A 26,342-nucleotide genomic window follows, 5' to 3' on the forward strand; every position below is an offset into this window, starting at 1 on the left:
GCTGGGCTGAGCTTGGCGTCGGATCCGTCAGTATATGAACTGAACGGTTTGGTCTGCAAAGGCCGCGAGAGCGGGACCGGCCGCCACACCGATCAGGAACGCCAGGTTGAACAGGCCGATCGCCAGCCCGTGACGCGCCGTCGGCAGACCCCCGGTCGCGGCGCCCGTGAGCAGCCCCTGACCGCCGGCCGTGACGAGCGCGCTGGTCCCCGAGCCGACGAGTACGGCCGCCGGCCAGGGGGCGGTCACGGCGAGGACGAGTGCCACCGCCGAACCCAGCCCGAGCAACGCCTTCACCCGGGCGGGGCCGAGCGCCGGGGCCGCGCGGACCAGCAGCCAGGACAGCAGCGCCCCGGCGAGTGCGGAGACGGACGCGACCGCCCCCGTCTCCACGGAACCCCAGCCGGTGAGCGCGGCGACGCGACGCGGAGCGGCGTACAGGAGCGCGAAGTTGACCGTCGAGAGGGCCAGCATCAGCGAGGCGGCGGCGAGGAAGCGGCGGTCGCGGAGGATGTCGAGGGGGAGTGCGGGGGAGCGGGGGCCGGGCGTGGGGGAGTCGGGTGTACGGGAGTCGGGTGTGCGGGGGGACTCGGCGTCCGGTGCCTTCTCCGCGCTCGCCAGCCGGAGCACCGGGCGCAGCGAGAGCAGGCTGAGGAGCGGGAGGACCAGGGCTCCGCGCCAGCCGAACACACCGGCCACCGCCGCCCCCGCGAACAGGCCCACCGTGCCGCCCGCCGCGCTCCCGATCGCGACCAGGCCCGGGAGCCGGCCCGAGCGGTCCCGGCCGGCGAGCTGGAACGCGGCGACGTTCAGGCCCGCCGCGCCGGCCGCCTCCAGGGCCCGCCCGGCGACCGCCAGGGGCAGGTTCGGGGCGAGGAGGACGAGGAGCGCGCCGAGGACCACGAGGACGGCGGCCGCTCGGATGACTCCGGCGGGGCCGTGCCGGCGGCCGGCGGTGGCGGAGAGGAGGGGGGTGCCGGCCGCCATGCCGATGCCGAACGCGGTCATCAGCCACGCGGCGGCCGCCGGCGTGACGGCCAATGCGTGGGCGGCCTCGGGTAGGGCCAGGCTCGGGCCTGAGACGCCCATGGCGGCGGGGGCCGCGAGGGCGGCGAGGAGGAGGCCGGTCATGGCGGCGCGCTGACGGTTCGGGCTCGGAGCCCGGACTGCGCCCAGAGCCGCGCCCCGTCGCGTAGACGTCGTCGTCATGACGACATCCGGCCCATTCGGCCCTGGCTGAAGTCCCGCTCCGCCTCGCGGAGTTCCGCCGCCGTGTTCATCACGAACGGGCCGCTTCGGGCGATCGGTTCGCCTATCGGTTCGCCCGTCAGGATCAGGACCTCCGTGGCCGTTCCCTGGACCTCGACCGTGAAGCGTTCCCCGTCCTGGGTGAGGACCGCGAGGTGGCCGTCCTGGAGGGGGTCGCCGGCCACCGTGGCCTCGCCGGCCATCACGTACACCATCGCGTTGTGCCCGGTCGGGGCCGTGAACTCGGCACCCGTACCCGGGGCGAGGCGTCCGTGGGCGACGAGTACCGGCGTGCGGGTCTCGAAGGGGCCGGTCACGCCGTGGCTGGTTCCGGCGAGGACCGTGACCTCGGCGCCCTCCGGGGTCACCGCCACCGGCAGGTCGCCCGCCTCGGCGTTCTGGCTCTGCGGCGGGACGCCCTTGAGGCGGGCGGGGAGGTTCAGCCAGATCTGGAGCATGTGCTGCCGGCCGCCCGAGGCGAGGAACTCCGGCGTGGGCAGGGCCTCGTGGACGATGCCGGAGCCGGCGGTGAGCCACTGGACGCCGCCCGCGCGGACGACGGCGCTGTGGCCGCGCGAGTCGGCGTTCGCGATGTCGCCGTCGAGGACGTACTGGATCGTCTCGAAGCCCCGGTGCGGGTGCGGGGGAGCGCCCTTCGCCTCGCCGGGCGCGAGCTCGACCGGACCGACCTGATCGATCATCAGGAAGGGGTCCACGAAGGGGAGTTCGTCGGTGGGGAAGGGGCGGCGCACGGGGAACCCGGCGCCCTCGTAGGTGTGGAAGGGGCGGGCGACGCGAGCGACGTGCCTGTTCGAGGTCATGCCTTCGAATGAACTACACCATTCAGTTCACTGTCAAGACTGAACTGTTCGGTTGACAGACTGAACCGACCGGTTTAGCTTCATGGTCGTCGAGTCCGGCGCCCGCCGGCTCACCCGACGAACTGGGGGGTTCCCATGACCGCGTCCACGATCCTCGCCATCTCCGGCTCGCTCCGCGCCACCTCGCACAACACGCAACTGCTGCGCGCCGCCCAGAAGTTCAACCCCGGCGGCCAGGAGATCGAGATCTACGAGGACCTGCGTGAGATCCCGCCGTACGACCTGGACCTCGACACCCCCGAACTGCGCCCGGCCGTCGTGAACGAGCTCCGCCGCCGGGTCGCGGAGGCGGACGGACTGCTCATCGCCACGCCGGAGTTCAACTACTCCATCCCCGGCGTCCTCAAGAACGCGCTCGACTGGCTGTCCACCGACTGGACCAGGACCGAGGGCCTCCCGCTGCACCGCAAGCCCACCGCGATCCTCGGCGCCGCGCCCACCAACTTCGGCACCGTCCGGGCGCAGCTCGCCCTGCGCCAGGTCTTCGTCTGGACCGACAGCGACGTCGTCGTGAAGCCCGAGGTGCACGTCTTCCGCTCGCACGAGCGCTTCGACGCCGACGGCAACCTCACGGACGAGACCACCATCGAGCTCCTCCAGGGCCTCCTGACCTCCCTCCAGGCCAAGATCGACGCCTCGAAGGCGAACGTCCCCGCATGAGCGCCCCGACAGAGACCGTCACCGCCACCCACCTCGGTACGGCGACCGTCCTCCTTCGCATCGGCGACCTCACCGTCCTCACCGACCCCGCCCTGGACCCGGCGCCCGCCGACTATCCGGGCGCCCGTCCGCTGCACCGCACCGCCGGCCCCGCGCTGACCGCCGCCGAACTCCCGCCCGTGGACCTGGTCCTGCTCTCGCACGACCAGCACGCCGACAACCTCGACGTGACCGGCCGCGGGTTCCTGGCCGGGGTGCCCAGGGTGCTGACCACCCCGGAGGCCGCCGAGCGCCTCGGCGGCCGGGCGGAGGGCCTCGCCCCCTGGGAGAGCCGGACGGTCACCGTCGGAGCCACGACCGTCACGGTCACGGCCACCCCCGCCCGGCACGGCCCGGAGGGCACCGAGCACGTCACGGGCCCCGTCACCGGCTTCGTCGTCGCGTACGAGGGCGGCACGCTGTACGTCTCCGGCGACACCGTCCGCCACGACGCCCTCACGGAGATCGGCGCCCGCTTCCGTATCGACACGGCCTTCCTCCACCTCGGCGACGCGCACTTCCCGTCCACCGGCGACCGCGCCTTCTCGATGAGCGCGACGGAGGGCGCCGCGCTCGCCCGCACGCTCGGCGCGCGCACGGTGATCCCGCTGCACTACGACTCCTGGGCCCACCTCGCCGAGGACCCGGCCCGCATCACCGAGGCGTTCGGCGCAGATCCGGAACTCGCCGGCCGGCTGAGGTGGCTCCGCCCGGGCGCGACCGAGACACTCGACACGACCTGAACACCGCAAGCCAGGAAGGGACTTCTGTCCATGGCCGAGCAGCGCCCCCCGCTTCCCCCGTTCACCGCCGAGACCGCCGCCGCCAAGGTGCGGGCCGCCGAGGACGCCTGGAACACCCGCGACCCCGAGCGGGTCGCCCTCGCCTACACGCCCGACTCCGTCTGGCGGAACCGCGACGAGTTCCTCAAGGGCCGGGACGAGATCAGGGCCTTCCTGACCCGCAAGTGGGCGAAGGAGGACGGGTACGTGCTCCGCAAGCAGCTGTGGGCGTTCACCGACGACCGCATCGCCGTCCGCTTCCAGTACGAATGGCACGACGCGACGGGCCAGTGGTTCCGGAGCCACGGCAACGAGCTCTGGGAGTTCACCCCCGACGGCCTGATGGCCCGGCGGGAGGCCAGCATCAACGACGTACCGATCGCGGAGTCGGAGCGCACGCTCTTCGGACCGCGCGGGGAGTCGGAGCAGTAGCACCTGCCCGGACCGGTCCGGCCTTCCCCGTCGCGTACGGGGGAGGCCGGACGTCGTTCAGCGGCCCGTCCCCGGACGTCGTTCAGCGGCCCCGCCGCGCGCCCGCCGTCACGGCGACCGCGCCCGCCACCGCCAGGACCGCTCCCGCCGCAAGGACGCCCTTGTGCGAGCGGGAGGAGAGGACCGACCAGCTCGACCGGGCCGACAGCAGGGAGCCGACGCTCGCCCAGGACCCGACGGAGAACGCCGAGGCGGCCGAGCCGACGGATCCGACGGAGAGGAACGACCCGACCGACCCGATCGAGAGCGTCGAGCCGACGGACCCGATGGACAGGAACGAGTCCCGGGACCAGAGCGAGAGGCGCGAGGAGGAGCCCGAAGAGGTCATGGCCCGATCGTAGGTGCTCGCGCCGTGGCGTGGATCACACGGGAGGTCGTGTCACAGGGCGCGGCGCTGTCTCGTCTCGGGGACGTAAGCCCACCGAGACACACACCGACTCGCACCGAGGAGACACGACCATGGACGCGCGACTGAACTTCTTCGCCAGCCCCACCGCCGGCAAGGCCCTCAAGCACCTCATGGCCGCCGGGAAGATCCTCAAGGACTCGACCCTCCCGGCCGCCACACAGGAACTCGTCTCCCTGCGCGTCAGCCAGATCAACGGCTGCGGCGCCTGCCTCGACATGCACACCAAGGAGGCCCTCGCGGCGGGCGAGAGCCCCGTCCGCCTCGGCCTCGTCGCCGGCTGGCGCGAGGCCACCGTCTACACCGAGGCCGAGCGCGCCGCCCTCGCCCTCGCCGAGCAGGGAACCCGTGTCGCCGACGCGGGCGAAGGCGTCAGCGACGAGGTCTGGGAGCGGGCCGCCCAGCACTTCGACGAAGAGCAGATGACCGCCCTCGTCCTTCTGGTTTCCTTCATGAACGCCGCCACCCGCATGAACATCATGAGCAAGCAGCCGGCCGGCGGCTACGAGGTCGGCGCGTTCCACTGAACGGGGAGTGACATGGGCAAGGTCGAGGAGTTCCAGGAACTGCGACCGCTGCTGTTCTCGATCGCGTACCGGATACTCGGCAGCGTCAGCGAGGCCGAGGACGCCGTGCAGGAGACCTGGCTGCGGTACGACGCCTCCCCGACCACGCCCACGTCCGCCAAGGCGTTCCTCTCCGCCACGGTCACCCGGATCGCCATCGACGTACTCCGCTCCGCGCGCGTCCGCCGCGAGGAGTACGTCGGACCGTGGTTCCCCGAGCCGCTCCTCGACGATCCGTACGAGGACCCGGAGCGCGCGGCCGAACTCGCCGACTCCGTGTCGATGGCCGCACTGCTGCTCCTGGAGCGCCTCAGCCCCCTCGAACGCTCCGTGTTCGTCCTGCGCGAGGTGTTCGGCTTCGGCTTCGACGAGATCGCCTCCGCCGTCGGCCGTACGGAGTCGGCCTGCCGCCAGCTGTTGGTACGGGCCCGGCGGCACATGCGGGACGGCCGGCCCCGCTTCGAGGCGGACCGCGCCGAACGTCAGGAGCTCGCCGACCGCTTCTTCGACGCGTTGAAGGGCGGCGACGTCGACGGCCTGCGGAACGTCCTCGCCGCCGACGTCCAGATGGTCGGCGACGGCGGCGGCAAGGCCCCGCAGCTCGCCCGCGCGATCGCCGGTGCGGACAACGTGGCCAAGCTCCTCGCCGTGGTGTTCCCCCGGATGGCCCAGGTCGACATCACCTTCGAGCCGCACGAGGTCAACGGCCAGCCCAGCGCCGTCTTCCGCGACCGCGACGGCAAGGTCCTCCACACGCTGGTCCTCGACATCGCCGACGGCCGCGTGCAGGCCATCCGCTCGGTCATCAACCCCGACAAGCTCGCCCACCTGGGCCCGGTCGCCGACGCCTGGGCGATCCACCGCGAGGTCCGGAAGGGCCTCCGGGGGTAGCGCCTCAGCCCGCCTTGACGGCCTCGACGAACGGCGCCCAGGCGGCGACGGGGAGGAGGAGGACGGGGCCGTGGGGGCGCTTGGAGTCGCGGACGGGGACGAGCCCGGGGACGTTGTCGGCCACTTCGACGCACTCGCCGCCGCTGCCGTTGCTGTAGCTGCTCTTGCGCCAGACGGCGGCGGTCAGATCAGGGTCGTTGCTGGCCATGTCGGTAGTCCTCAACTGCTTGTTCGATCAGGGCGAGGGACGCCTCCGGCGGCAAGGCGGCGGCCCTCAGCCGATCGTATGCCTTGCGGTATTGCTTCACGAGGGACGGATCGTCGATCGTCTGACCGTGGTACGGACCCTCCGTGTACATCAGCGGCGCCTCGTCCTCGAACTCCATGAACATCATGGACAGCTCCATGAAGGGCTGGGTGGGTGCGTTCCACGGAAGGATTTGCAGAGAGATCCGCCTCCGACGCACCAGGGCGGCGATGTGGTCGAGTTGCTCAGCCATCTCCACGGGCGAGATGGTGGATTCGCGTACCAGTGACTCGTGCAGGATGACCCAGTACTCGGGCTTCTTCGGGTCGTCGAAGATCTCCGCCCGCTTCATCCGCACGTCGATTCTGGCCTGGACCTCTTCCGGTGTGTCCAGAGGTTCCGTGGAGCGGATGACGGCCTTCGCGTACGGGGCGGTCTGCAGCAGGCCCGGGATCAAGGCGTTGCTCCACCGCTCGATCGTCAGCGCCCGCTGCTCCGCCTCCGCGATCGGCGCGAAGTACGCCGCATGCGCACCCTGCTTCGCCTTGCGCACGTCCTCGCAGCCCCGCGCGAAGAACCCGTCCGTCCGCAGCACGCGGTCCACGTGCTGGGCCAGGTCCAGCGGCATACGGCGCTGCCCCCGCTCGATCTCGCTCAGATACGTCACCCCGTAGAAACTGCCCTCCACCAGCCTCTCCAGCGTCAGCCCCGCCTCCTCCCTCTTGAAGCGGAGCTCCTTCCCGTAGAACTGCGGGACGCTCGCCGAGCCGTCGATGTCCTTGCGCGCAGCCACCGTTGACCGCCTTTCGCACCTTGCTCCGTGGAGCGGGAAACGCTTCCCACGGTAGGGCGCCGGGCGGCAGCGTGTGAGGGGTTCGTCACGGCACGCAACGAAAGGTGGACGCCCCATGGACGACGACATCAGGCCGGACGTCGACGCACTCCGCACCGCTCTCGCAGCTCACGGCATCACGCTGCCCTCTCTCGGAGTGGACGTGGTCACCCTCGCCGGGTCCAACATCCGCCCGCCCCTCGTCGCTCTCGGCAACTGCAACCTGGCGACCGCACGCCAACTGACCGACGTGCTGCGGAAGGCGGCCGGCGGCTGATGCTCCCGCTCACGGTGGAGCTGCTCGCGCTGCCCAAGGAGGTGGCGGAGGTGCGGCGGATGGTGGAGGGGGACGACGTGCGGCTCTGTGTGAGCGAACTGCTGACGAACGTCATCCGGCACGTGGGGGAGGGGACGCCGGTGACCGTGCGGGTCGCCGCCGCTCGGGGCGGTCGGACGCGGGTGGCCGTGTCCGACCCCGACCCCCGCGTGTGGCCGGTGCTGCGGGACGCGGCGGAGGACGCCGAGTCGGGGCGGGGGCTCGCGCTGCTGGACGCGCTGGCGGCGCGGTGGGGCGTGGACCAGGGGCCGTACGGCAAGACGGTCTGGTGCGAACTGGGCACAGGGCGCTAGTCGTTCGGAAACCGGGGCTGTCAGGATGCGCGCATGACGCAGATCATCAAGGGGGGAAACCTTCCGCTCAGCGGCGAGCCGATGCGGGTCGCCGTCGTCCGCCGGTCCGGCGGGGCGGAGGCGCCGAAGGTCGACGCGGCCGCGCTGCTCGTCGACGCGAGCGGCAAGGCCAGGGACCGGGGAGACCTGGTCTTCTACAACCAGCCCGAGCATGCCGGGAGCGGGGTACGGCTCCTCGGGGACGCGCAGGGCGAGGGCGGGGTCGTCGCGGACTGGCTGGAGATCGACCCCGGTCGGATCGAGGCCGCCGTGGAGCGGGTCGTGGTGGCGGCGTCCTGCGACGGCGGGACGTTCGGTGAGGTCGAGGACCTGTACGTACGGGCGGTGAGCGCGGCCACCGGGGCGCAGTTGGCGCTGTACGCGGTGGAGGACGCGACGACGGAGACCGCGATCCTGCTGGGCGAGTTCTACCGCAGGAACGGGGGGTGGAAGTTCCGGGCGGTGGGGCAGGGGTACGACTCGGGGCTGCCGGCCCTCGCGACGGACTTCGGCTTCTCGGCGTCGGACGACGAGACGGGCCAGGAGGACGAGGGGGGCCCGGACGACGAGGCGGGGCCGGACGGTGAACCCGTGCAGGACGCCCCCGCCCTCGTACCCGTCGCGAAGGCGGACGCTCCCGTCCCGTACTCCGGCGCGCCGATCGCCGCGCCCCTCGGCCGGCTCAACGCCCTCCCCGCCGAATTCGGCCCGGACTTCCCGTACTTCGAGTACGCGGGGGAGGGGAGGGAGGAAGTCGAGACCGGCCTCACCCTCCCGCGTGGCTTCCTGGCCGTCGACGTGGTGAAGAAGGGCGTCGGGTCCCTGGACATCGTCACGCTGACCGTCCGCAAGCGCTCGTGGCGGCAGGTCGTGCGGAGCCGCATGGACGATCTGCGCGGGGTCGGAATCCTGCACCACGACGGCCACACCCCGCTGCGGCTGCGGGTCGACACGCGGTGCCGGTGGATGATCAGGCTCCGGCCGGTGTCGACGCTGCGTGCGTTCGACGGCCCGGTGGAGGGGTACGGGCCGGACGTCCTGGCGTACACCGGTGACGAGACCGGTGTCAGGTTCCGGTTCGAGGGCGACGAGGACAAGAAGGGGTACTTCGGCGTAGCGGACCACCGGAAGGGCGGCCACTGGGAGTACCGGTTCAGCCGGCGCGACCGGGGCCGCGGGAAGGGCGACCTCCCCCGGGGCCCGCGCCTCCTCGTCGTCGAGGCGGACGGGGCATGGTCCATGGAGCCCCGCGCGGGAGGCGGCGGGGGCTTCTGGAGCCGGTCGGGGCGCTGAGGGGAGCGGCAGGGCTCTCCGGGGGCTGCCGGGCGCCCGGTCTCCCGTCCGGGCCCGCCCCGGTCCCCGGTGTCAGCCCGCGCAGGCCGGGAGGAACTCCAGGCCCTCCGGTGTGCCGAAGCGGAGGACCGCGAGGTAGGCCTCGGGGTAGTCGCAGCCGACGTCTGTCCACTGCAGTGCGAGGACGGTCCAGACGACGAACACGGCCAGGAGTAACCAGCGCCAGCCTTTTGACATGTCCGGCAGGTACCCGGCGGTGCGACGGAGGAACCGCTTCCGGCGGCGGGCGGCCGGACCTTGGCTCGCTGGACCAATCCGGCCGCCCGCGCGCATCGCGCCAGGACCCGCCCGTACTGGGTGGACGCAGCACGCACCGAACCCCGAAATTGGTCTAGTCCAAGTTTGGTCCAGGCCATTGACGTGGTCATGGTCGCGGGGGTTTCGTCGTATCCCAACAGTCGTGCGCGACAACGGCGTTGGCGCACCTCGTATCCCCACCCCCCCACAGTCATTGGATAGCGATAGCCATGAGACGACGCGTACGTTCGCTCCGCTCGGCCCTCACCGCCGCCGTGACCGCCGTGGCCGCCCTCGGCCTCGGCGCCGTCGCCACCGCCCCCGCCCAGGCCGCGACCCCGCTCCCCGCCCGGGTCTTCGCCCCCTACTTCGAGGCCTGGACCGGGGAGAGCCCGGCCGCCCTCAGTGCGCAGTCGGGCGCCAAGCACCTGACGATGGCGTTCCTGCAGACCGCGGCGAAGGGATCGTGCACCGCGTACTGGAACGGCGACAGCGGACTGCCCGTCGCCCAGTCCTCGTTCGGCGCCGACATCGCGACCATGCAGTCCCGCGGCGGCGACGTCATCCCCTCCTTCGGCGGGTACACGGCCGACACCACCGGCACCGAGATCGCCGACAGCTGCACCGACGTCAACCAGATCGCCGCCGTCTACGAGAAGGTCATCACGACCTACGGCATCACCCGGCTCGACATGGACATCGAGGTCGACTCCCTCGACAACACCGCCGGCATCGACCGCCGCAACAAGGCCATCAAGGTCGTCCAGGACTGGGCCGCCGCCAACGGCCGCCAGATCCAGATCTCGTACACCCTGCCGACGACCACCCACGGCCTCGCCGCCAGTGGGCTCGCGGTCCTCCAGAACGCCGTGACCAACGGCGCGCGCGTCGACGTCGTCAACATGATGACCTTCGACTACTACGACAACGCCGCCCACGACATGGCCGCCGACACCAAGACGTCGGGCCAGGGCCTGTACGACCAGCTCGCCAAGCTCTACCCCACGAAGACGCCCGCCCAGCTCTGGGGCATGGTCGGCATCACCGAGATGATCGGCGTCGACGACTTCGGCCCCGCCGAGACGTTCACCCTCGCCAACGCCCGTACGGTCTACGACTGGGCCGTCTCCAAGGGCATCAACACCCTGTCCTTCTGGGCGCTCCAGCGCGACAACGGCAGCTGTGCCGGTGGCGCCGCCGCCGACGGCTGCTCCGGCATCCAGCAGAACACCTGGGACTTCTCGCACATCTTCGCCCCCTTCACCAGCGGGACGACCACCCCGACCGACGACTTCTCGGTGACCGCGACCCCGGCCGCCGCCACCGTCACCGCCGGCGCGTCCACCTCCACCACGGTGAAGACCGCCGTCACCGCCGGCACCGCGCAGACGGTGAACCTGACCGTCAGCGGCCTGCCCGCCGGGGTCACCGCCACGCTCAGCCCCACCTCGGTGACGGCCGGAGGCTCCTCGACCCTCACGGTCACCACGGCCGCGACCACGGTCTCCGGCACGTACCAGATCGTGGTCAACGGAGCGAGCCCGTCGGCCGGCCACGCGGCGGTCTTCTCCCTGACCGTCACCGGCGGCGCCACCCAGTGCACGGCGACCCCGTGGGTCTCCTCCGCCGTGTACACCGGCGGCCAGCAGGTCTCGCACAAGGGCCACACCTGGAAGGCCAAGTGGTGGACGACCGGCGAGGAGCCCGGCACCACCGGCGAGTGGGGCGTCTGGCAGGACCTCGGCGCCTGCTGAACCACCTGCCGACCCCTTGAACGGGCCGGGGCCCGGAGTCCACGACTCCGGGCCCCGGCGCGTACGCGTACCCGTCACGGGCAGCTGATGCGGATGTCTCCGGAGTCGGTGGTGCAGGTGTCGGTGTTGTAGCCGCCGTTCGCGGTGTCGTTGCCGGCGACACCGTCGACGGTGTTGAGGGAGTCGCTGCCGTAGTTGCCGATCAGGTTGTCGCTGCCCGGTCCGCCGATGAGCGTGTCGTTGCCGTAGCTGCCGTCGGCCCGGTCGTTGCCCGGCCCGGCGTGGACGGTGTCGTTGCCGAAGCCCGCGTTGACGGTGTCGTTGCCGCTGAGGGCGCAGATCACGTCGTTGTTGTAGCCGCCGTTGAGGGTGTCGTTGCCGCTGGTGCCGATGATGGTGCAGCCGCGGCTGTTGTTCACCGTGGTGGTGCGGGTCGCCGTGTTGTTGCTCGGCACGGGGTCGGTCTGGGTGGCCGTGACCGTCGCGGTGTCGGTGAGGGTGCCGGTGCGCGAGGGCTCGGCGGTGATCGTCACCGTGGCGGTGGAGCCGGAGGGGCTTCCGGCCGGGTTGAGCGTGCCGACCGGGCAGGTGACCCGGCCCGGGACGAAGGTGCAGGTGCCCTGCGTGGTGGTCGCCGACAGGATCGTGGCCGTGCCCGTCAGGGTGTCGGTGAGCTGGACGTTCGTCGCCGTGGCCGTGGTGCTGTTGTTCCGTACGACCACCGTGTACGTGGCGGTGTCGCCGATGGCGACCGCGGTGGGCCCCGCCTTCGTCACCGACACGTCCACGCCCGGCGGCGGCTCGCTGCCGCCACCGCCCAGGTAGCGGGCCAGGCCGCGGTCCTCGTCGAAGCTGGAGGCGGTGCCCGCGAGCCCGGCGGCCACGATCTTGCCGTCGGACTGCAGCGCCACCTGCGTGGCCTGGTCGTCGGGGCCGCCGAAGTCGGTGGTCACCTTGCCGTCGCCGCTGAAGTCCGTGTCCAGAGCGCCGCCGGTGTTGTACCGCGTCAGCGCGAAGTCCCCGGCGTAGTAGCCCGCGGCGACGATCCGGCCGTCGGACTGCAGTGCCACGTCGTAGGCGCCGCCGTCCTCGGGGCCGAAGACCGTGGTGAGCCGGCCGTCGCCGTCGAAGCTCGGGTCCGGGGCGCCGCCGGCGGTGAACCGGGTCACCAGGAAGGCGTTGCCGTCCTTGCCGGCCGCGACGATCCTTCCGTCGGCCTGCACCACCACGCCCTCGGCCGCCCCGGTGCCGCTCACCACCCGGCCGTCGCCGTCGAAGCTCGTGTCCAGGCTGCCGTCGGTGTTGTAGCGGGTCAGGGCGAGACCGTCCGCGTGCCCGGCGGCGACGATCTTCCCGTCGGACTGCAGGGCCAGGTCGCTGACGATCCGGCAGCAGCTCGGGCCGAAGTCGGTGGTGACGATGCCGTCGCCGCCGAAGCCCGGGTCCAGGGCGCCGGAGGAGTCCCAGCGGGCCAGCGTCCACACGCCGAAGCTCTCCCCGCCGGCGACGATCCTGCCGTCGGGCTGTACGACCACCGCCTGGGCGGTCTCGATCGCGTTGACGTCGATGTCCGTGAGCACCCGGCCGCCGTCACCGAACGTCGTGTCCAGGCTGCCGTTGGTGTTGTAACGGGCCGCCGCCCAGGTGCCGTTGCCGCCGATGTCGGTGGAGCCGCCGACCGCCACGATCTTGCCGTCCGGCTGCAGGGCCAGGGCCCGGCCCTCGTCGTTGTTGATGCCGAAGTCGGTGGTGACGATGCCGTCGCCGCCGAACGTCGCGTCCAGGCTGCCGTCGGCGTTGTAGCGCGTCAGCGTGAAGTCGCCGGACGTCTCGCTGGAGTAGCCGTAGCCGATCGTGACGATCCGGCCGTCGGGCTGGACGGCCATGCCGGCGGCGCCCGCGAAACCGCCCAGGTCCGTGACGACCCTGCCGTCGCCGTCGAAGGCGGGATCCAGATCGCCGGGCGCGGCGCTCGCCGCGGCGGGCAGGCCCAGGACGAGTGCCAGGACCGTGACGCTCACCGCGCCGGCGCGCCCGGCCCGGCGACGTGGGGATTTCAGGGGCATGCGTGACCACTCCGTACGTCGGATGCTGGGGTCACAGCTTTCTGCGGCGTCGCCGGCGGCCGGGCCACGGCGGGCCGGACTGCGCCTACTGGACGGCGACGCTCCACCCCCAGGGGTGAGAAGCGGCCCACGCCCGGCCGAACGGTCCGGCCCCGCCGCCGGACAGGCCCTAGTCGATCTGCGACATCCGGCGCCGGTTGTCGTCGTCCGTGGACTGCTGGTCGCCGGAGATCAGCAGGATCGCGTCCGGCAGGGCGCCGCCCAAGTGGGCGCCGATGGCCGCCGTGGCCGCCGCGAGGCGGTCCAGGATCAGGTCGGCGTCCGGGGCGAGCGCCTCCGCGAAGGACCCGCTGCCCCGCGCGGTCGCGTGCTGGGAGGTGGCGGTGGCCAGTTCGGCGCTGGTCCGGCCGAGGACGTCGTCGGAGACCGAGGCGATCCGGCTCGCGGCGAGCTTGTGCTCGTCGTGGTCCACGCGGATGCCCGTACTGCCGGCGAGGTCACCGCCCGTACCGCCGCCCCCGCCGCTGTGCCGGGCGTCGCCCGCCGACGCCCCGCCCGCGACTCCTCCGGCCGCGCCGCCGCCCGCCCCGCCGGCGACTCCCCCTGCCGCGCCGCCGCTCCCCGCGCCCGCGACCCCGGCCCCGGCGGCGATCGCGCCGCCGCCGACGCCGCCCGACAGGTCGGACGGGACCGTCTCCAGGGCGGCCACGGACGGGTCCGCGAGCAAGGCCTTGAGGCTCTGCCGGAGGGTCGACGCGGCCTGCTGCACCTGCTGCGCGGCCTGCCGGCGGGTGGCATCGGCGTCGCGGGCGGCGGCGGCCTCCGCCGCGCCGAAGGTGAGGACCCCGCCGGCCTCGGAGATGACGTTGCGGGCGGCCAGCTGGTGCGCCTCGTACGCGATGGTCTGCTTGAGGGTCACGATCACGGACGGGAACTCGTTCACGGTGGTGGCGAGGGCGTTGGCCGACTTGGCGACGGGCGCCATGTCCTGGTCCATGACCCGGACCCAGTGCTCCCACAGCGCGGTCAGCGCCTCGCCCTGTCCGGAGGACGTCAGCCGCTGCATGTGCCGGTGGGCGGCCCAGCCGTCGTCCAGGGTGAACTGGGCGTAGGCGTTGAGCGCGGCCACCAGCGGCGGGTAGGCCGCCTCGTCCACCTCCGGCCAGGGGAGGCCGTAGTACGTGATCACCGCTTGTTCGAGGTCCGATACGTATGTCTCCATGACGTGAACTCCCCCTCGTCGCGCGCGTGTTGGTGACACGCGCCCCCACGTGTGCCGCTCACGGTCCCACTCGCCCCGCGCGGCCACAAGACCGACGCCCGGTCGATCCCCGGGTACGGGACCCGGGGGCGATCAGTCGATGTGCACGATCTGGAAGGCCTCGGCCATGCGGCCCGGGGGCAGGCCGCCGGCCGCCGCGTGCTCGCCGAGCCAGTCGCGCAGCAACCCGGCCAGGTCGTCGAAGTGGGCCGTCTGCGAGGTGTGGATGCGCAGGGCCTCGACCTTGCGGTCGAAGACGGAGGTGACGTCGACGTACTGGTTCGGGGTGGGGCCGGTCATCAGCCACAGCTCGTGGACGATCCACGGCTCCAGGCCCTCCTCCTTGAGGAGTTCCGCGTGGGCGAAGGGGTTGCGGGCCTCGGGATAGACGGCGCGCAGGCCGGCGTCCCCGACCGCGCGGTGGTCGGGGTGGAGGTCGGCGACCCGGGCCCAGTTGATCTCGGGGGACGGGATGATGACGCGCTGCGGCCGTACCTCGCGGATGACCCGGCACAGATCGCGCCGGAGCTCCACGGAGGCCTCCACGAAGCTGTCGGGGTAGCCGAGGAAGCGCACGTCGGCGACACCGCTGAGCTTGGCGGAGTGGACCTGTTCGGCGCGGCGCAGGTCCGCCATCGCCTGGCGGGGGAGCGCTTCGTCGTAACCGCCCGCGCCGCCGTCCGTGACGATGCAGTACGTGACGCGGGTGCCGCGCTCGATCCACTGCATGACGGTGCCGCTGACGCAGAACTCGATGTCGTCCGGGTGCGCGGCCACGACCAGCAGGGACTCGGGGGTGGTCCGGTTGAAGTCCTCCATGGGGCCAGCCTGTTGGGGTGGCGGGGGCGTCGCAAGGCCAACTCGTGGCGTGAACAGGACATGGCACTTACGCGCCATTCAAAAACTTGGTAGATTCAAATCATTGGGAGTGACCAGTCCAGTACGAGGATGACCAGTACGTCGATTCGGAGGCGACCGGCATGTGCAGGATTCTCGGCTCCTTCGCCGCCGGGGCGGACCGCCCCGACCCGGCCCAGCTCGCGGCGGTCTCCGCCCGCCAGCGCCACGGCGGCCCCGACGAGCACCAGGTGCTCAGCGGGCCCGGCTGGTCGCTCGGCTGTGACCGGCTCGCCGTGACCGACCCCTGCGGCGGACAACAGCCCTACCGGCTGCCCCACCTGCCCGGCATCGTCGCCGTGCTCAACGGCGAGATCTACAACCACGCCGACCTCCGCCGCACCCTCGCGGCCCGCGGCCACCGCTTCCCCGACCACTGCGACGGCACCGTGCTCCCCGCGCTCTACGCCGAATACGGGCCCGCCTTCGCCGAACACCTCGACGGCATGTTCGCCGTCGCGCTCATCGACCTGCGGCCCGGCAGCACCCAACTCGTCCTCGCCGTCGACGACATGGGCATGAAACCGCTCCACCTGCACCACGACCCGTACGACGGCTCCACCCGCTTCGCCTCCGAGATCCCCGCCCTCCTCGCCTTCGAAGGAGTACGGATCTCCCCCCGCGAGGACGCCCTCGACACCGTCCTCGCCACCCGCACTTCCTTCTCCACCCACACCGCGCTCGACGGCATCGACGTCCTGCCGCCCGGCGCCACCGCCCTCGTACGCCCGGGATCCGCACCCGTCGTCCGCCGCCGCGGCCCCCACCGCGCCACCCCCCTCGGCGACACCCAGGACGTGCTGCGCCACGAGGTCCGCCGGCTCGCCCGCGCCGAGGTGCCCGTCTGCGCCGTCACCAGCGGCGGCCTCGACTCCGGACTCGTCACCGCCCTCGCCGCCGAACACGCCCGCGAGACCGACGCGCCGCCGCTCCACACCTTCCACCTCACCTACCGGGGCCGCTGGCCCGACTCCGAGGCCGCGTACGCCCGCTCCGTCGCCCGCCGCGCCCGGACCGTCCACCACGAGGTCGCCGTCGACCCCGACGAACTCGGCTCCCTCCTCACCCGGACCGTCCGCCACCTCGGCCAGCCCAACGCCGACCCCATCACCCTCTCCACGTACGCCCTCTTCCGCGCCGTCCGCCAGAACGGCTTCACCGTCGCCCTCACCGGCGACGGCGCCGACGAACTCTTCGGCGGGTACGACCGGATGCGCGCGGCCCTCGCGGCGCCGGCCGGCAGCGACTGGGCAGGCGTGTACGCGGACGCGCTCTCTGCGGCGCCGCGCCTGCTCCGCGAGCACCTCTACACCGCCAACTACCGTGCCTACATCGCGGATACGGGCTCCGCCGCCGACCGCATCGAACAGGAGCTGCGCTCCGCCGAGGCCGTCGGGGCGGACCGGCTCACCGCGATGACCGCCTTCGAGACCCGCTGGCGACTCCCCGCGTACCACCTGCGGCGCCTCGACCACCTGTCCATGGCCTGGGCGGTGGAGGCGAGGCTGCCGTTCCTGCAGCCGTCCGTCGTCACCCACGCGCGATCACTGCCCACGGCCTCCCGGACGGGGAAGCTCGCGCTGTACGAGGCGGGCGCGGAGCTCCTCCCGCCGTCCGTCCTGAACCGCCCCAAGCAGCCCTTCACCCTCCCCGTCGCGGCCATGCTGGCCCCCGGCGGGCCGCTCCTCGACCTGGTCCGCGAGATGCTGTCCCCGGCGCGGCTGGTCCTCGGCGGCAAGATCCGCGCGGACCGGGCGGCGAAACTCCTGGCCCGGCACCTGGCCCACCCCACGCCGCAGGCGGCCCTGACGCTCTGGTCCCTGGCCGTCCACGAACTGTGGACGGAGGTAGTCCAGGGCATGAGAATCCCCACAGGCTGTGCGGCCTGACCGTGGGGCGAAGGCGCTGCGCACAACGGGCCGGGCCACCACCCGCGTCACCGTCGTGCGGGCCCTCGACGCCCCCGGGCCCACCCTCGTCGTGCGGCTCGATCAGCTGCCCCCCGGCGCCCTCGCCCTGGGCGGTGAGCTCGCGTACCTGCGGCGTGCCCTCGCCCGTACCCCCTACGCCGGTCTCAGCAAGATCGCCCTCTACGGCCCCGCCGCCCCCAACCTCCCCTACCGCTTCGTCCAGGCCCTCCCCGACGGCCGCTTCGACTTCCGGGCCGGGTGCGGGCATTCGCTGCTGGCCTGTGTCGTCGCCGAGGCGCGCCCCGGACCCGTCACCGTCCGCTCGGTGACCACCGGTGACACCGTCCTCTGCGAGCCGCAGGCCGGCGGCGCGTACACACTCAGCTTCCTCCGGGCGCCCACCGCCCCCGGCACCCTCCCCACCGGCCGGCCCGTGGACCTCCTCCACGGCGTGCCCGTCTCGCTGGTGCGGTACGGCAATCCGTACGTGTTCGTCGACGAGCGGCACCTCCCGGGGGAGGGCGCGACGTACGACCGGCTCCTCGCCCTCCGCGCCGAGGCCGCCCGCCTCCTCGGGTATCCGCCGCACTCCGCGCTGCCGAAGATCGCGGCCTTCACCGGCACCGACCGAGGCCTCGCCGTCCGCGCCCTCACCGTCGGCGGCTGGCATCCGCGTCTCGCCCTCACCGGTGCCGCCGCCCTCGCCGCCGCCGGGGCGATCGCCGGGACCGTCGTGCCGGCCGTGGACGGGGCCGTCCGTACCCCCACCGGCACCGTCACGGTCTCCGCCGCGCACGACCGCGTCCGCGTCCACCACAAGCGCGCCGAGGTGCTCGAATGCCTGGAACTGCCGTGGCGTATCCACGCAACGGCGTGAATGCGCACCCCTCTCACCAGGCCCGCACCCGCATTCCTCTGCCACCCTGAAATGGACCGGCCATCGGTATCCGTGGGGAGATAGACACACATGAAATTCGAGAATCTGCGTGTCGTCGTGACCGGAGCATCCCGCTATTTCGGTCGCGCGCTCGCCGTCGGATTCGCTCATCTCGGCGCCGAGGTCTACGTGTCGGCGCGGACCGTCGAGGCCGCCGAGCGGACCCGTACCGAGGTCATGGGCTCGGCCCGTGACCGTATCCACGCCTTCGGCTGCGACCTCAGCAGGCCCGCCGAGATCCGGGAGTTCGCGGCCCGGGTCGGCGAGCGGACGGACCGGGTCGACCTGTTGGTGAACAACGGCGCCCGCTGGCTGGACGGCATGGACCTGGAGGCGGCCAGCGACGCCGAGATCGTGGAGACGATCGAGTCGACGGCCGGCGGCACGGTCCTGATGGTGAAGCACTTCCTGCCGCTGCTCCGCGGCTCGCTGCGGCCCGACATCGTGAACATGGTGGCCGTCCGCGACGCCGAGGGCGCCTCCGCCGCGACCGCCGGCGCCGCCCATGAGGCCTTCTGGGCGGCGAAGAGCGCCCAGGCCGGCTTCGCCGACATCCTGTCGCGCCGGCTGCGGCCCTCCGGGGTCCGCGTGTTCTCCCTCTTCCCGCCGGATTTCTCGACGTCCGATCCGCGATTCGCGGAGTGGGACGGATCGAATCCGGACGGAATAGCCCCCGACGAGAAACTGACGACGCAGGCCCTTTTCGAATGCATCGTCTACGCCGTCGAGCAGCCCCGCGACTGCTTCATCCGTTCCTTCCACTTCGAGCCCCGCTGACCCGAAGAGCCGACCCGACCCGCTGACCGCCCTGCGCCGACAGCGCACCGCCGACCGCGACCGCTGAAGCCCACCGCACCACAGCGTCAAGGAGGTCCCATGAGCACCCCTGTCTGGATCACCGCGACCCCTCCCGCCTCTCACGGCGAACTCCACATCGGCCACCTCGCCGGGCCGTACGTCGCCGCCGACGTCCTCACCCGCTTCCTGCGCGCCGAGGGAGAGGCGGTCCGGTTCACCACCGGCACCGCCGACCACGCCAGCTCCGTCGAGGTCCGGGCGCTGCGCCACCACCGCAAGCCCGAGGAGGTCGCGGAGGGCTACCGCGCCGCGATCACCGCCGACTGGCTGCGCTCGGGCGTGGAGTTCGACCACATCGTGCGTCCGCGCCGCGACAAGGGGTACGGACGCTGGGTGCAGGACCTCTTCGCGAAGCTGTACGCGCAGGGCGTCATCGCTCCCCGGACCCGGCTGCTGCCGTACTGCGAGCCGTGCGACCGCTGGCTGCACGGCGCGCACGCGACCGGTACGTGCCCGCACTGCGGCGCGGCGAGCGACGGCGGGATGTGCCACGAGTGCGCCCGTCCGAACGACGGCGGGGACCTGATCTCGGCGCGGTGCGCGCTGTGCGACACCCCGGCGGTGGCCCGCCGCTGCCGCCGGCTGTACGTGCCCCTGGAGCCGTTCCGGGAGACGCTCGCCGAGTACTGGGCGACGGCGGGCCTGCCGCCGCGTCTCGCGGCGCTGTGCGAGTCGCTGGTGGAGGACGGGCTGCCGGACATCGCGGTGGGCCACCCCGGCGAGTGGGGTCTGCCGGTGCCGGTGGAGGGCTTCCCCGAGCACCGGATCGACGGCTGCTTCGAGGCCGCCGCGATGCATCTCTTCGGCTACGACGTGAAGGGCCCGCTGCCCCGCCGCGCGATCCACTTCTGCGGCTTCGGGCACGCCTTCTGCCACGCCGTGCTGCTGCCGGTGCTGCTGCTCGCGCAGGACGTCAAGCTGCCGCAGGACTTCAACGTCAACGAGTCGTACGTCATCGAGGAGGGCGTCCAGGAGGGCAACGTCTGGGCGCTCGACCTGCTCACCGAGTACGGCTCCGACACCCTGCGCCGCCACGTCCTCCAGGCCCGCCCGCTGGGCCGCCGCACGGTCTTCCAGCGGGAGCGGCTCGCCGCGGCCCGGCACGAGCTGGACGAGAGCTGGAACAGCTGGCTGTCCCGGCTCTTCTCGGCCGTACGGGAGGAGTGCGGCGGCCTCGCCCCGCAGGCGCTGCCCGGCGGCACCGGCTGGGAGATCCTGGAGCGGCGGCTGCACCGGGGCGTGGACGACCTGCGGGAGGCGTACGGCCCCGACGCCTTCGACCCGCGCCGGGCGGTCGCCGTCCTGGACGAGATGGTCCGCTCGGTGGCCGACTTCGGCCACGTCAACGCCCACGAGCGGTGCCGTCCCAGCACCTCCTGCCGTCATCTCCCGGCGCTCGCCGCCCAGTTGGCGGTGGCCTCGGCCCTCGCGGCGTGGACGCGGCCGGTGATGCCGGAGGGGGCCGACCGGCTCGCGTCGGCGCTCCAGGTAGAGCCGGGGCGTCCGGTCGACTGGCAGGCCCTCACGGGTCCGCTGCCGGGCACCAGGCTGGCACCGCCGTCAGGCCCGGTCTTCGGGTTCTGAACCTCGCCCCACTCCGTACTACTAAGCAACTAAGTACCTCAGTACCAGGAATTCTCCGTCCCCTCCCCGTCGCGTGACCGTGCGCGCGAGCGACGCGCAGGGACACGTGGCCCCCCACTCCTCAGGAGCCCCACGTGTCCCTGCGCGTCGCCATGCTCAGCGTCCACACCTCCCCGCTCCACCAGCCCGGGACGGGGGACGCCGGCGGCATGAACGTCTACATGGTCGAGCTCTCCCGCGCCCTCGCCGAACAGGGCACGGAGGTCGACCTGTTCACCCGCTGCGGGGGCGAGGGCCTGCCCCCGCTCGTCGAGCTCGCCCCGGGCGTGCGGGTCCGCCACCTGCTCGCCGGGCCGCGCCGGGCGCTGCCCAAGGAGGCGATGCCCGATCTGGTGGTGCCGTTCTCGCTGGCCCTGCTCAAGGAGGAGCGGCGCTACGACCTGGTCCACTCGCACTACTGGCTCTCCGGGCAGGCGGGCCGGATCGCCTCGGTGGGCTGGCGGATACCGCTCGTGCACACCGCCCACACCCTGGCCCGGGTGAAGAACGCCTCGCTCGCCGAGGGCGACGCCCCCGAGCCCGAGCTCCGTGTCCGGGGCGAACACCAGGTGGTGGGCAGCGCGGACCGGCTGATCGCCAACACGGCCGACGAGGCGGAGGCGTTGCGTTCGCTGTACGGGGCGGAGGGGGCGCGGACCGAGGTCGTACGGCCCGGGGTCGACCTGCGCACCTTCCACCTGGGGGACGGGCGGGCGGCGGCCCGGGCCCGGCTCGGTCTGCCGGCCGACGCGTTCGTCCCGCTGTACGCCGGCCGCATCCAGCCCCTGAAGGGCCCGGACGTGCTCGTACGGGCGGTGGCCGAGCTGCTGCGGGAGGCACCGGAGCTGCGCCGCCGGCTCCTGGTGCCGGTGGTGGGCGGGCACTCGGGCGCGACCCGGGAGGGCTCGGCGTGGAAGCTGGCGGGGGAGCTGGGGGTGACGGACGTGCTGCGGCCCTATCCGCCCGTACCGCAGGAGCGGCTCGCGGACTGGTACCGGGCGGCGGACGTGCTGGTCGTGCCCTCGCGCAGCGAGTCCTTCGGTCTGGTGGCGCTGGAGGCGCAGGCGTGCGGGACGCCGGTGCTCGCGGCGGCGGTGGGCGGGCTGCCGACGGCGGTGTGGGACGGGGTGACGGGGATGCTCGTGCGGGGCCACGACCCGGTGGAGTACGCGCGCCGGCTGCGCTGGCTGGCGGCGCACCCGGAGGCGGTGGAGACGATGGGGGTGGCGGCGGTGCGCCATGCGCGCGGGATGAGCTGGCGGGCGTCGGCCGGGCGGACGATCGAGGTCTACCGGGGGGCGCTGGAAGGGGAGGTGGGGCAGGGGCGGCGGCACGCCCCTGCCCCGTCGGCCCCTCTCTCCTGGAGGAACGAGAAGGCCGTAGCACAAGTCTAGCATCTCTTTTGGTTCGACCAAAGGTATGGCGAGCTCCGGATGCCTCAATTCCGTTGTTGTGATGGCGCATTGACGCATCCACGCCATGGCGGGTCCACGCAGAGACGATCCCTGGATTCGATTCGGGGGCCGGGACAGAATGGAGATGTCTTCAGGGAACGCCCGGCGGCACGGGACCCCGGAAGGCGGAATTCACCTATCAAGTCCTGGAGGAATCATGTCCGTTGCGCAGAACACCGGTATCCGCAAGATCGTCCGCCAGCTCGTGGTCGCGGCGGTGGCGTGTACGGCGGTCGCGGCCGGCGCCGCCTTCGCCGTCTCCCCCGACAGCGCCCCGGTCACCCCCCACACCATCGCCGGTGTCGCGGACGACAACGGCTGGCCGGTCGCCCCGACGGACCCGACCCCCAGCCCCACGAACTGAACCTGTTTCCTCGGATATCCAGGCGGCAATTCCACAGCCGTGAGACCCCGCAATCGCTGCCACGATTGTGGGGTTCCGGCATTTCCCCGTCGCCCGCCGGCCGGAATTGCTCAGTCCAGCCAGCCGAGCCGCACCGCCCTCGCGCCCGCCTCGAAACGGCTCGTCGCCCCCAGCTCCTGCATCAGCTCCGAGATCATCCGGCTGACCGTCCGCAGCGACACCCCGAGCGTCCGCGCGATCCGCTCGTCCTTCATCCCCGAGGCCAGCATGTGCAGCGCGGCCCGCTGCTGCTCCGAGAGCCCGTCACCGCCCGCCTCCGCCGTCGCCTCGTTCCCGTACGGGGTCGCCGTGTGCCAGCAGTGCTCGTACAGGCTCAGATACGGCCGCACCAGGGCGCTGCCCCGCGCCAGGATCGCGCCCTCGCCCGGCTCCTCCGGCCGGATCGGCACCAGCGCGAACTGCTGGTCCGCGATGATCAGGTTCATCGGCACCACCGGAGCCAGCCGGATCTCCACCCCCAGCTCCGCCCGCTGCCCCAGGAACTTCTCCATCTGCGGGTCCGTGGCCTCCTGCCGGCCGTAGATGGCGCGCACCCGCACCCCGTTGGTGATCTGCCGCCGGTCCCGGTCGAGCATCAGCTCCGGGTTCTGTCGCCCCGGCGTCCCCGGGTGCAGCGAGGCCGAACTCTCCTGCATCACATCGGTGATGTCCTCGATGGCCTGCTGGATCCTGCGGTAGTCGGTCAGCGCCTCGACGTGCGCCTCCGCCCGCGTCAGCGCCTCGGCCCGCAGATAGGAGCCCGCCAGGATCTCCAGGGTGCTGTACGCCTCGTCCGCCTCGGCCAGGTGCTCCCGCAGCCGCTCCCGCTCCCGCTCCAGGAGCCGAAGCAGCGCGATCTCCGGGTCGATCGCCGCCACCGAGTCCGTCTCGGACCGCCAGCTGCCGTCCTGCACGGCGGCGACGGTGGCGTGCACCTGCCCGGTGGGCACGATGAGACCCAGGGAGAGGAGTTCGCGGCGACATCGCTCGTACTCCTCCGGCGCGAGCCCGAGTTCCCTGCGGACCTCCTCGAAGTCCGAGACGCCCCGGCGGCGCAGCTCCTGGTACACGGCCAGCAGGACGCCGGTCGTGCCGTCCCCGATGCCGTCGCCCGCGGTGACCATGGCGAAGTGACCCCCTCATCCTCCGAGTCGCCCCGCCCTCACCCTGTCATACGGCTCGGCACGGGTCCGTCGTGCGGTTCCTGCAGCTCGCACGGCCCCTGCGGGCCGTGCGGGTCCTCCATGACATCCGAACTCCTCGCACTAGGCCGCGGGTTCCGGCCCCTCGCCGTCGAGCAGCCCGAGCCGGGCCGCCTTGACGCCGGCCTCGAAGCGGCTCGCCGCGCCCAGCTCCTGCATGACCTCGGACAACAGGCGGCTGACCGTCCGCAGCGAGACCCCGAGGCTCCGCGCGATCTGCTCGTCCTTGATCCCGGAGGCCAGCATGTGCAGCGCGGCCCGCTGCTGGTCGGAGAGCCCGTCACCGCCGGTCTCGCCGGGCTCCTCCCCGTACCGCACGGCCGCCTGCCAGCAGTACTCGTACAGCGCGAGGTACGAGCGGACCAGGCCGGGGCCGCGGGCCAGGATGGTGGGCGAGTCCGGGTCGTGCGGGTCCGTCGGCAGCAGGGCGAAGTTCTCGTCGGCGAGGACCATGTTCATCGGCACGACGGGGGAGAGGCGCAGCTCCACGCCGAGCGCCGCCCGGTCCTCCAGGTGCTGGGTCATCTCGGGCACGGTGCCGACCCGGCGGCTGTACATGGCGCGGACCCGCACCCCGCGGGCCGCCCGGGAGCGGTCCCGCTCCAGCTCGGCGGCCATGTCCTCGCGCCGTACGGACCCGGTGTGCATCACGTGGACGGCGGTGCGCACGGACTCCGTCAGGTCCGTCAGCTCCCGCAGCACCCGCTGCGGGTCGGTGACGATCTCCACCTCGACCTCGGAGCGGGGCGCGGCCCCGGCCCGCAGGAACGGTCCGGCGAGGGCTTCGAGGGCGGTGTGCGCGCGGCTGGTCGCGGCGAGGCGCTCCTGGAGCCGGTCGCGCTCCCGGCGCAGCAGCCGCAGCAGGGCGACATCGGGGTCCACGACCACGGGGGCGGCATGCCCGGCGGGGTCACGGGGGGCGGTGAGACCTAAGGAGGCGAGTTCGTCGCGACATCGCTCCCGCTCGTCGGCGGAGAGCTCGAACCGGTCGGCGACCTCGTCGAAGCCGGCCTCGGGGCGGGCGCGCAGTTCCTGGTAGACGGCGAGAGCCTGTTCACTACCCGCGCGGGTCACGGCGGCGTTTCTGGACACGGCGCAGCAGACTCCCCTCGGATCCACGCGGACCCTGTTGAATCGCCCCGCTAGACCCTGCCACAAAATCGAACGACACGCACGGAGTTGACCACGGCCGGGGCGGCGGGCACGCAGGACGGTGACGGGGACTCAGACGCCGTCGGCGTCCGCCCGGCAGTCCGGGCACAGGCCACGGAAGACGACCTCCGCGTCGTCCACCCGCCACTGCGGCAGGGCGCCCCGGGGCGGCTCCGGCGCCTTCGCCGACACGTTCTCCACGCGGCCGCACGTGGTGCACAGGGCGTGCTGGTGGGCCGGTCCGGAGATCTCGAAGACCGCGGGCAGACCCGGACGGTCGAACTTGCTGACGAGGCCGGTCTCCTGGAAGTGCCGCAGCATCTCGTACACGGCCTGGCTGGTCAGCGTGCCGAGCCGCTCGCGGGCCGTCGTGGTGATCGCCTCGACGTCCAGATGGCCGCCGGCGGCGAGCACCGTGAGCACCTCCAGGCGCGGGCCCGTGACCCGCAGCCCCACATCGCGCAGGCGCTGGATCACCGCCTCGCGGCCCGTCAGCTCTTCCACGACTGCCATCTTCTCCGCCCGCCACCTGGTCGGCTCAAACGTTTGTGGGCATCGTACCTCTTGCTCGTCAACCTCGGCAGGTGCTCTTCGGCCGTCCGTGCCGCCCCCGCATCAGTCGTCCGTCCTGCACACGAGGAGGACGGACTCGGTCCGCTCGTCGATCCGGTGACGCCGCCGGCCCTCGATGTGCAGCCCCGCCGAGTGCAGCTCGGCCGCCAGCCGCTCGGGATCGACGATCCACTTGTCGGTGGTCAGCACGACCCGCTCCGAGGAGAGCTTGCCGGTCCTCGCCGCGTAATACGTGATCCGCTCGCTCATCGACGGCAGGTCGAAGACCTGCCGGGCCACCACCCACTCGTCGATGCCGTCGAAGCGGGGCACCTGGAAGGCCCAGGTCCGCCGCGGCTCCGCGATCAGCCCCGGCAGCTGGTGCGCCGTGTAGTCGAGGGCGAGCGCCCCGCCCGTCTCCAGATGGGCGGCGACCTCCCGCAGCAGCTCCGGCCGGCGGGCCGGCGGGACGGCGGTGACCATGGCGCCCGCGAGCAGCGCGAGCCGGTAACTGCCTTCGAGCCGGAGGTCGGTGAGCTCCGTGCGGTGGGTGACGACCAGCCCGGCCACCTGCGGGCCGATCCGGCGCGCCCAGCCTTCGAGGCGCTCCAGGGCCGAGGCGTCCCGGTCCACGGCTTCCACGGCGAAGCCGTGGCGGGCGAACGGGACGGCGAGCCGCCCGGCGCCGGAGCCGAGGTCGAGGACGGGTCCGCCGGTGGAGCGGGCGAGGCTGAGGTAGCGGACGATGTCCGCGCTGTGCGGGCCGAGCAGGGCGTCGTGCAGCCAGACGGAGTTCTCGTCGGCGGGGGAGACCGATTCGAGCCCGGGGAGGGTGTCGGCGGTGACCCGGATGCCGGCCCCGGGGGCGGGCTCGTGGTCGAGGCCGTATCGGGACGGCAGGACCGGAGCGAACGCTGCGGGCACGACGGGCAGGGAAGTGCCGCTCGGTGTGTGCATCGCTCCTCCAGGG

28 protein-coding genes are annotated in these 26,342 nt (G+C 72.7%); 15 read left to right on the top strand and 13 right to left on the bottom strand.

Annotation, left to right across the window (positions count from 1 at the left end; all coding sequences use genetic code 11):
• Positions 1-27: 27 nt before the first annotated feature.
• Complete coding sequence (locus ACN9M0_RS20465) at positions 28-1,131, bottom strand: MFS transporter (protein ID WP_426404006.1); 1,104 nt, start codon at positions 1,129-1,131, stop codon at positions 28-30.
• A gap of 74 nt (positions 1,132-1,205) precedes the next feature.
• The gene (locus tag ACN9M0_RS20470) at positions 1,206-2,069 is read right to left on the bottom strand and encodes a pirin family protein (protein ID WP_426404007.1); all 864 of its coding nucleotides are present in this window, start codon (positions 2,067-2,069) and stop codon (positions 1,206-1,208) included.
• A 135-nt stretch (positions 2,070-2,204) separates the two neighbouring features.
• Here ACN9M0_RS20470 and ACN9M0_RS20475 point away from each other — a divergent pair, with 135 nt between their 5' ends.
• The 3 genes from ACN9M0_RS20475 to ACN9M0_RS20485 are packed head-to-tail and all read left to right on the top strand — an operon-like array spanning position 2,205 to position 4,042.
• Entirely contained in the window at positions 2,205-2,789 is a 585-nt protein-coding gene (locus tag ACN9M0_RS20475) for an NADPH-dependent FMN reductase (protein ID WP_366039941.1), read from the top strand.
• Entirely contained in the window at positions 2,786-3,571 is a 786-nt protein-coding gene (locus tag ACN9M0_RS20480; RefSeq protein WP_426404008.1) for an MBL fold metallo-hydrolase, read from the top strand. Before ACN9M0_RS20475 ends, ACN9M0_RS20480 begins: the two co-directional genes overlap by 4 nt.
• Positions 3,572-3,601: 30 nt before the next feature.
• Positions 3,602-4,042: a nuclear transport factor 2 family protein gene (locus tag ACN9M0_RS20485; RefSeq protein WP_366039943.1), complete on the top strand. Its 441-nt coding sequence runs from the start codon at positions 3,602-3,604 to the stop codon at positions 4,040-4,042.
• 82 nt (positions 4,043-4,124) lie between these two features.
• Here ACN9M0_RS20485 and ACN9M0_RS20490 read toward each other — a convergent pair whose 3' ends face one another.
• Positions 4,125-4,430 carry a hypothetical protein gene (locus tag ACN9M0_RS20490; RefSeq protein ID WP_366039944.1) on the bottom strand — a complete coding sequence of 102 codons (306 nt, stop codon included), beginning with the start codon at positions 4,428-4,430 and terminating at the stop codon, positions 4,125-4,127.
• A 131-nt stretch (positions 4,431-4,561) separates the two neighbouring features.
• On the opposite strand from ACN9M0_RS20490, the gene ACN9M0_RS20495 reads away from it, so the two are divergent.
• Positions 4,562-5,035: a carboxymuconolactone decarboxylase family protein gene (locus ACN9M0_RS20495; protein WP_426404009.1), complete on the top strand. Its 474-nt coding sequence runs from the start codon at positions 4,562-4,564 to the stop codon at positions 5,033-5,035.
• A 12-nt stretch (positions 5,036-5,047) separates the two neighbouring features.
• Positions 5,048-5,965, top strand: coding sequence for an RNA polymerase sigma-70 factor (locus ACN9M0_RS20500; RefSeq protein WP_426404010.1), 918 nt, complete (start codon positions 5,048-5,050; stop codon positions 5,963-5,965).
• 4 nt (positions 5,966-5,969) lie between these two features.
• On the opposite strand, the gene ACN9M0_RS20505 is transcribed toward ACN9M0_RS20500, so the two are convergent.
• The gene (locus ACN9M0_RS20505; protein ID WP_366039947.1) at positions 5,970-6,173 is read right to left on the bottom strand and encodes a DUF397 domain-containing protein; all 204 of its coding nucleotides are present in this window, start codon (positions 6,171-6,173) and stop codon (positions 5,970-5,972) included.
• Positions 6,154-7,005, bottom strand: coding sequence for a helix-turn-helix domain-containing protein (locus tag ACN9M0_RS20510; protein WP_366039948.1), 852 nt, complete (start codon positions 7,003-7,005; stop codon positions 6,154-6,156). Before ACN9M0_RS20510 ends, ACN9M0_RS20505 begins: the two co-directional genes overlap by 20 nt.
• Before the next feature lie 115 nt (positions 7,006-7,120).
• Here ACN9M0_RS20510 and ACN9M0_RS20515 point away from each other — a divergent pair, with 115 nt between their 5' ends.
• The 3 genes from ACN9M0_RS20515 to ACN9M0_RS20525 are packed head-to-tail and all read left to right on the top strand — an operon-like array spanning position 7,121 to position 9,006.
• Positions 7,121-7,321, top strand: coding sequence for a hypothetical protein (locus tag ACN9M0_RS20515; RefSeq protein ID WP_366039949.1), 201 nt, complete (start codon positions 7,121-7,123; stop codon positions 7,319-7,321).
• Positions 7,321-7,674, top strand: a complete 354-nt coding sequence (locus ACN9M0_RS20520) for an ATP-binding protein (protein WP_366039950.1) — start codon at positions 7,321-7,323, stop codon at positions 7,672-7,674. Before ACN9M0_RS20515 ends, ACN9M0_RS20520 begins: the two co-directional genes overlap by 1 nt.
• Before the next feature lie 33 nt (positions 7,675-7,707).
• Entirely contained in the window at positions 7,708-9,006 is a 1,299-nt protein-coding gene (locus tag ACN9M0_RS20525) for a TerD family protein (RefSeq protein ID WP_426404011.1), read from the top strand.
• Between the two features lie 72 nt (positions 9,007-9,078).
• Here ACN9M0_RS20525 and ACN9M0_RS20530 read toward each other — a convergent pair whose 3' ends face one another.
• On the bottom strand, positions 9,079-9,210 hold the full coding sequence (locus tag ACN9M0_RS20530; protein WP_366039952.1) for a hypothetical protein: 132 nt from the start codon (positions 9,208-9,210) through the stop codon (positions 9,079-9,081).
• Between the two features lie 323 nt (positions 9,211-9,533).
• On the opposite strand from ACN9M0_RS20530, the gene ACN9M0_RS20535 reads away from it, so the two are divergent.
• On the top strand, positions 9,534-11,057 hold the full coding sequence (locus ACN9M0_RS20535) for a chitinase (protein WP_426404012.1): 1,524 nt from the start codon (positions 9,534-9,536) through the stop codon (positions 11,055-11,057).
• A gap of 74 nt (positions 11,058-11,131) precedes the next feature.
• Here ACN9M0_RS20535 and ACN9M0_RS20540 read toward each other — a convergent pair whose 3' ends face one another.
• From ACN9M0_RS20540 to ACN9M0_RS20550, 3 genes are all read right to left on the bottom strand, one after another.
• Complete coding sequence (locus ACN9M0_RS20540; RefSeq protein WP_366039954.1) at positions 11,132-13,123, bottom strand: calcium-binding protein; 1,992 nt, start codon at positions 13,121-13,123, stop codon at positions 11,132-11,134.
• A gap of 169 nt (positions 13,124-13,292) precedes the next feature.
• Complete coding sequence (locus ACN9M0_RS20545; RefSeq protein WP_366039955.1) at positions 13,293-14,345, bottom strand: hypothetical protein; 1,053 nt, start codon at positions 14,343-14,345, stop codon at positions 13,293-13,295.
• A 132-nt stretch (positions 14,346-14,477) separates the two neighbouring features.
• On the bottom strand, positions 14,478-15,203 hold the full coding sequence (locus ACN9M0_RS20550; RefSeq protein ID WP_366039956.1) for a PIG-L deacetylase family protein: 726 nt from the start codon (positions 15,201-15,203) through the stop codon (positions 14,478-14,480).
• 161 nt (positions 15,204-15,364) lie between these two features.
• Between ACN9M0_RS20550 and asnB the strand changes: the two genes are divergently transcribed.
• The 6 genes from asnB to ACN9M0_RS20580 all read left to right on the top strand — a co-directional run bounded on the left by asnB (position 15,365) and on the right by ACN9M0_RS20580 (position 22,427).
• Positions 15,365-17,170, top strand: coding sequence for an asparagine synthase (glutamine-hydrolyzing) (asnB, locus tag ACN9M0_RS20555; RefSeq protein ID WP_366039957.1), 1,806 nt, complete (start codon positions 15,365-15,367; stop codon positions 17,168-17,170).
• Entirely contained in the window at positions 17,160-18,068 is a 909-nt protein-coding gene (locus ACN9M0_RS20560; protein ID WP_426404013.1) for a PrpF domain-containing protein, read from the top strand. Before asnB ends, ACN9M0_RS20560 begins: the two co-directional genes overlap by 11 nt.
• Before the next feature lie 90 nt (positions 18,069-18,158).
• Positions 18,159-18,905: an SDR family oxidoreductase gene (locus ACN9M0_RS20565; RefSeq protein WP_086832434.1), complete on the top strand. Its 747-nt coding sequence runs from the start codon at positions 18,159-18,161 to the stop codon at positions 18,903-18,905.
• Positions 18,906-19,004: 99 nt separating this feature from the next.
• Positions 19,005-20,570, top strand: a complete 1,566-nt coding sequence (locus ACN9M0_RS20570) for a class I tRNA ligase family protein (protein WP_366039959.1) — start codon at positions 19,005-19,007, stop codon at positions 20,568-20,570.
• 152 nt (positions 20,571-20,722) lie between these two features.
• Positions 20,723-22,003: a D-inositol-3-phosphate glycosyltransferase gene (mshA, locus tag ACN9M0_RS20575; RefSeq protein WP_426405316.1), complete on the top strand. Its 1,281-nt coding sequence runs from the start codon at positions 20,723-20,725 to the stop codon at positions 22,001-22,003.
• Between the two features lie 217 nt (positions 22,004-22,220).
• A complete protein-coding gene (locus ACN9M0_RS20580) occupies positions 22,221-22,427 on the top strand; it encodes a hypothetical protein (RefSeq protein ID WP_399695739.1) in 207 nt (68 codons plus the stop codon).
• 110 nt (positions 22,428-22,537) lie between these two features.
• Here the strand turns inward: ACN9M0_RS20580 and ACN9M0_RS20585 are convergent, their stop codons facing one another.
• The 4 genes from ACN9M0_RS20585 to ACN9M0_RS20600 form a co-directional block, all read right to left on the bottom strand.
• Entirely contained in the window at positions 22,538-23,590 is a 1,053-nt protein-coding gene (locus ACN9M0_RS20585) for a helix-turn-helix transcriptional regulator (RefSeq protein ID WP_366039961.1), read from the bottom strand.
• A 141-nt stretch (positions 23,591-23,731) separates the two neighbouring features.
• Positions 23,732-24,760, bottom strand: a complete 1,029-nt coding sequence (locus tag ACN9M0_RS20590; protein WP_366039962.1) for a helix-turn-helix domain-containing protein — start codon at positions 24,758-24,760, stop codon at positions 23,732-23,734.
• Positions 24,761-24,892: 132 nt separating this feature from the next.
• Positions 24,893-25,333, bottom strand: coding sequence for a Fur family transcriptional regulator (locus ACN9M0_RS20595; RefSeq protein WP_366039963.1), 441 nt, complete (start codon positions 25,331-25,333; stop codon positions 24,893-24,895).
• Between the two features lie 102 nt (positions 25,334-25,435).
• A complete protein-coding gene (locus ACN9M0_RS20600) occupies positions 25,436-26,296 on the bottom strand; it encodes an SAM-dependent methyltransferase (protein ID WP_366039964.1) in 861 nt (286 codons plus the stop codon).
• Positions 26,297-26,342: the final 46 nt, after the last annotated feature.

The organism is Streptomyces sp. R-07 (assembly GCF_049913175.1).
Classification (GTDB): domain Bacteria; phylum Actinomycetota; class Actinomycetes; order Streptomycetales; family Streptomycetaceae; genus Streptomyces.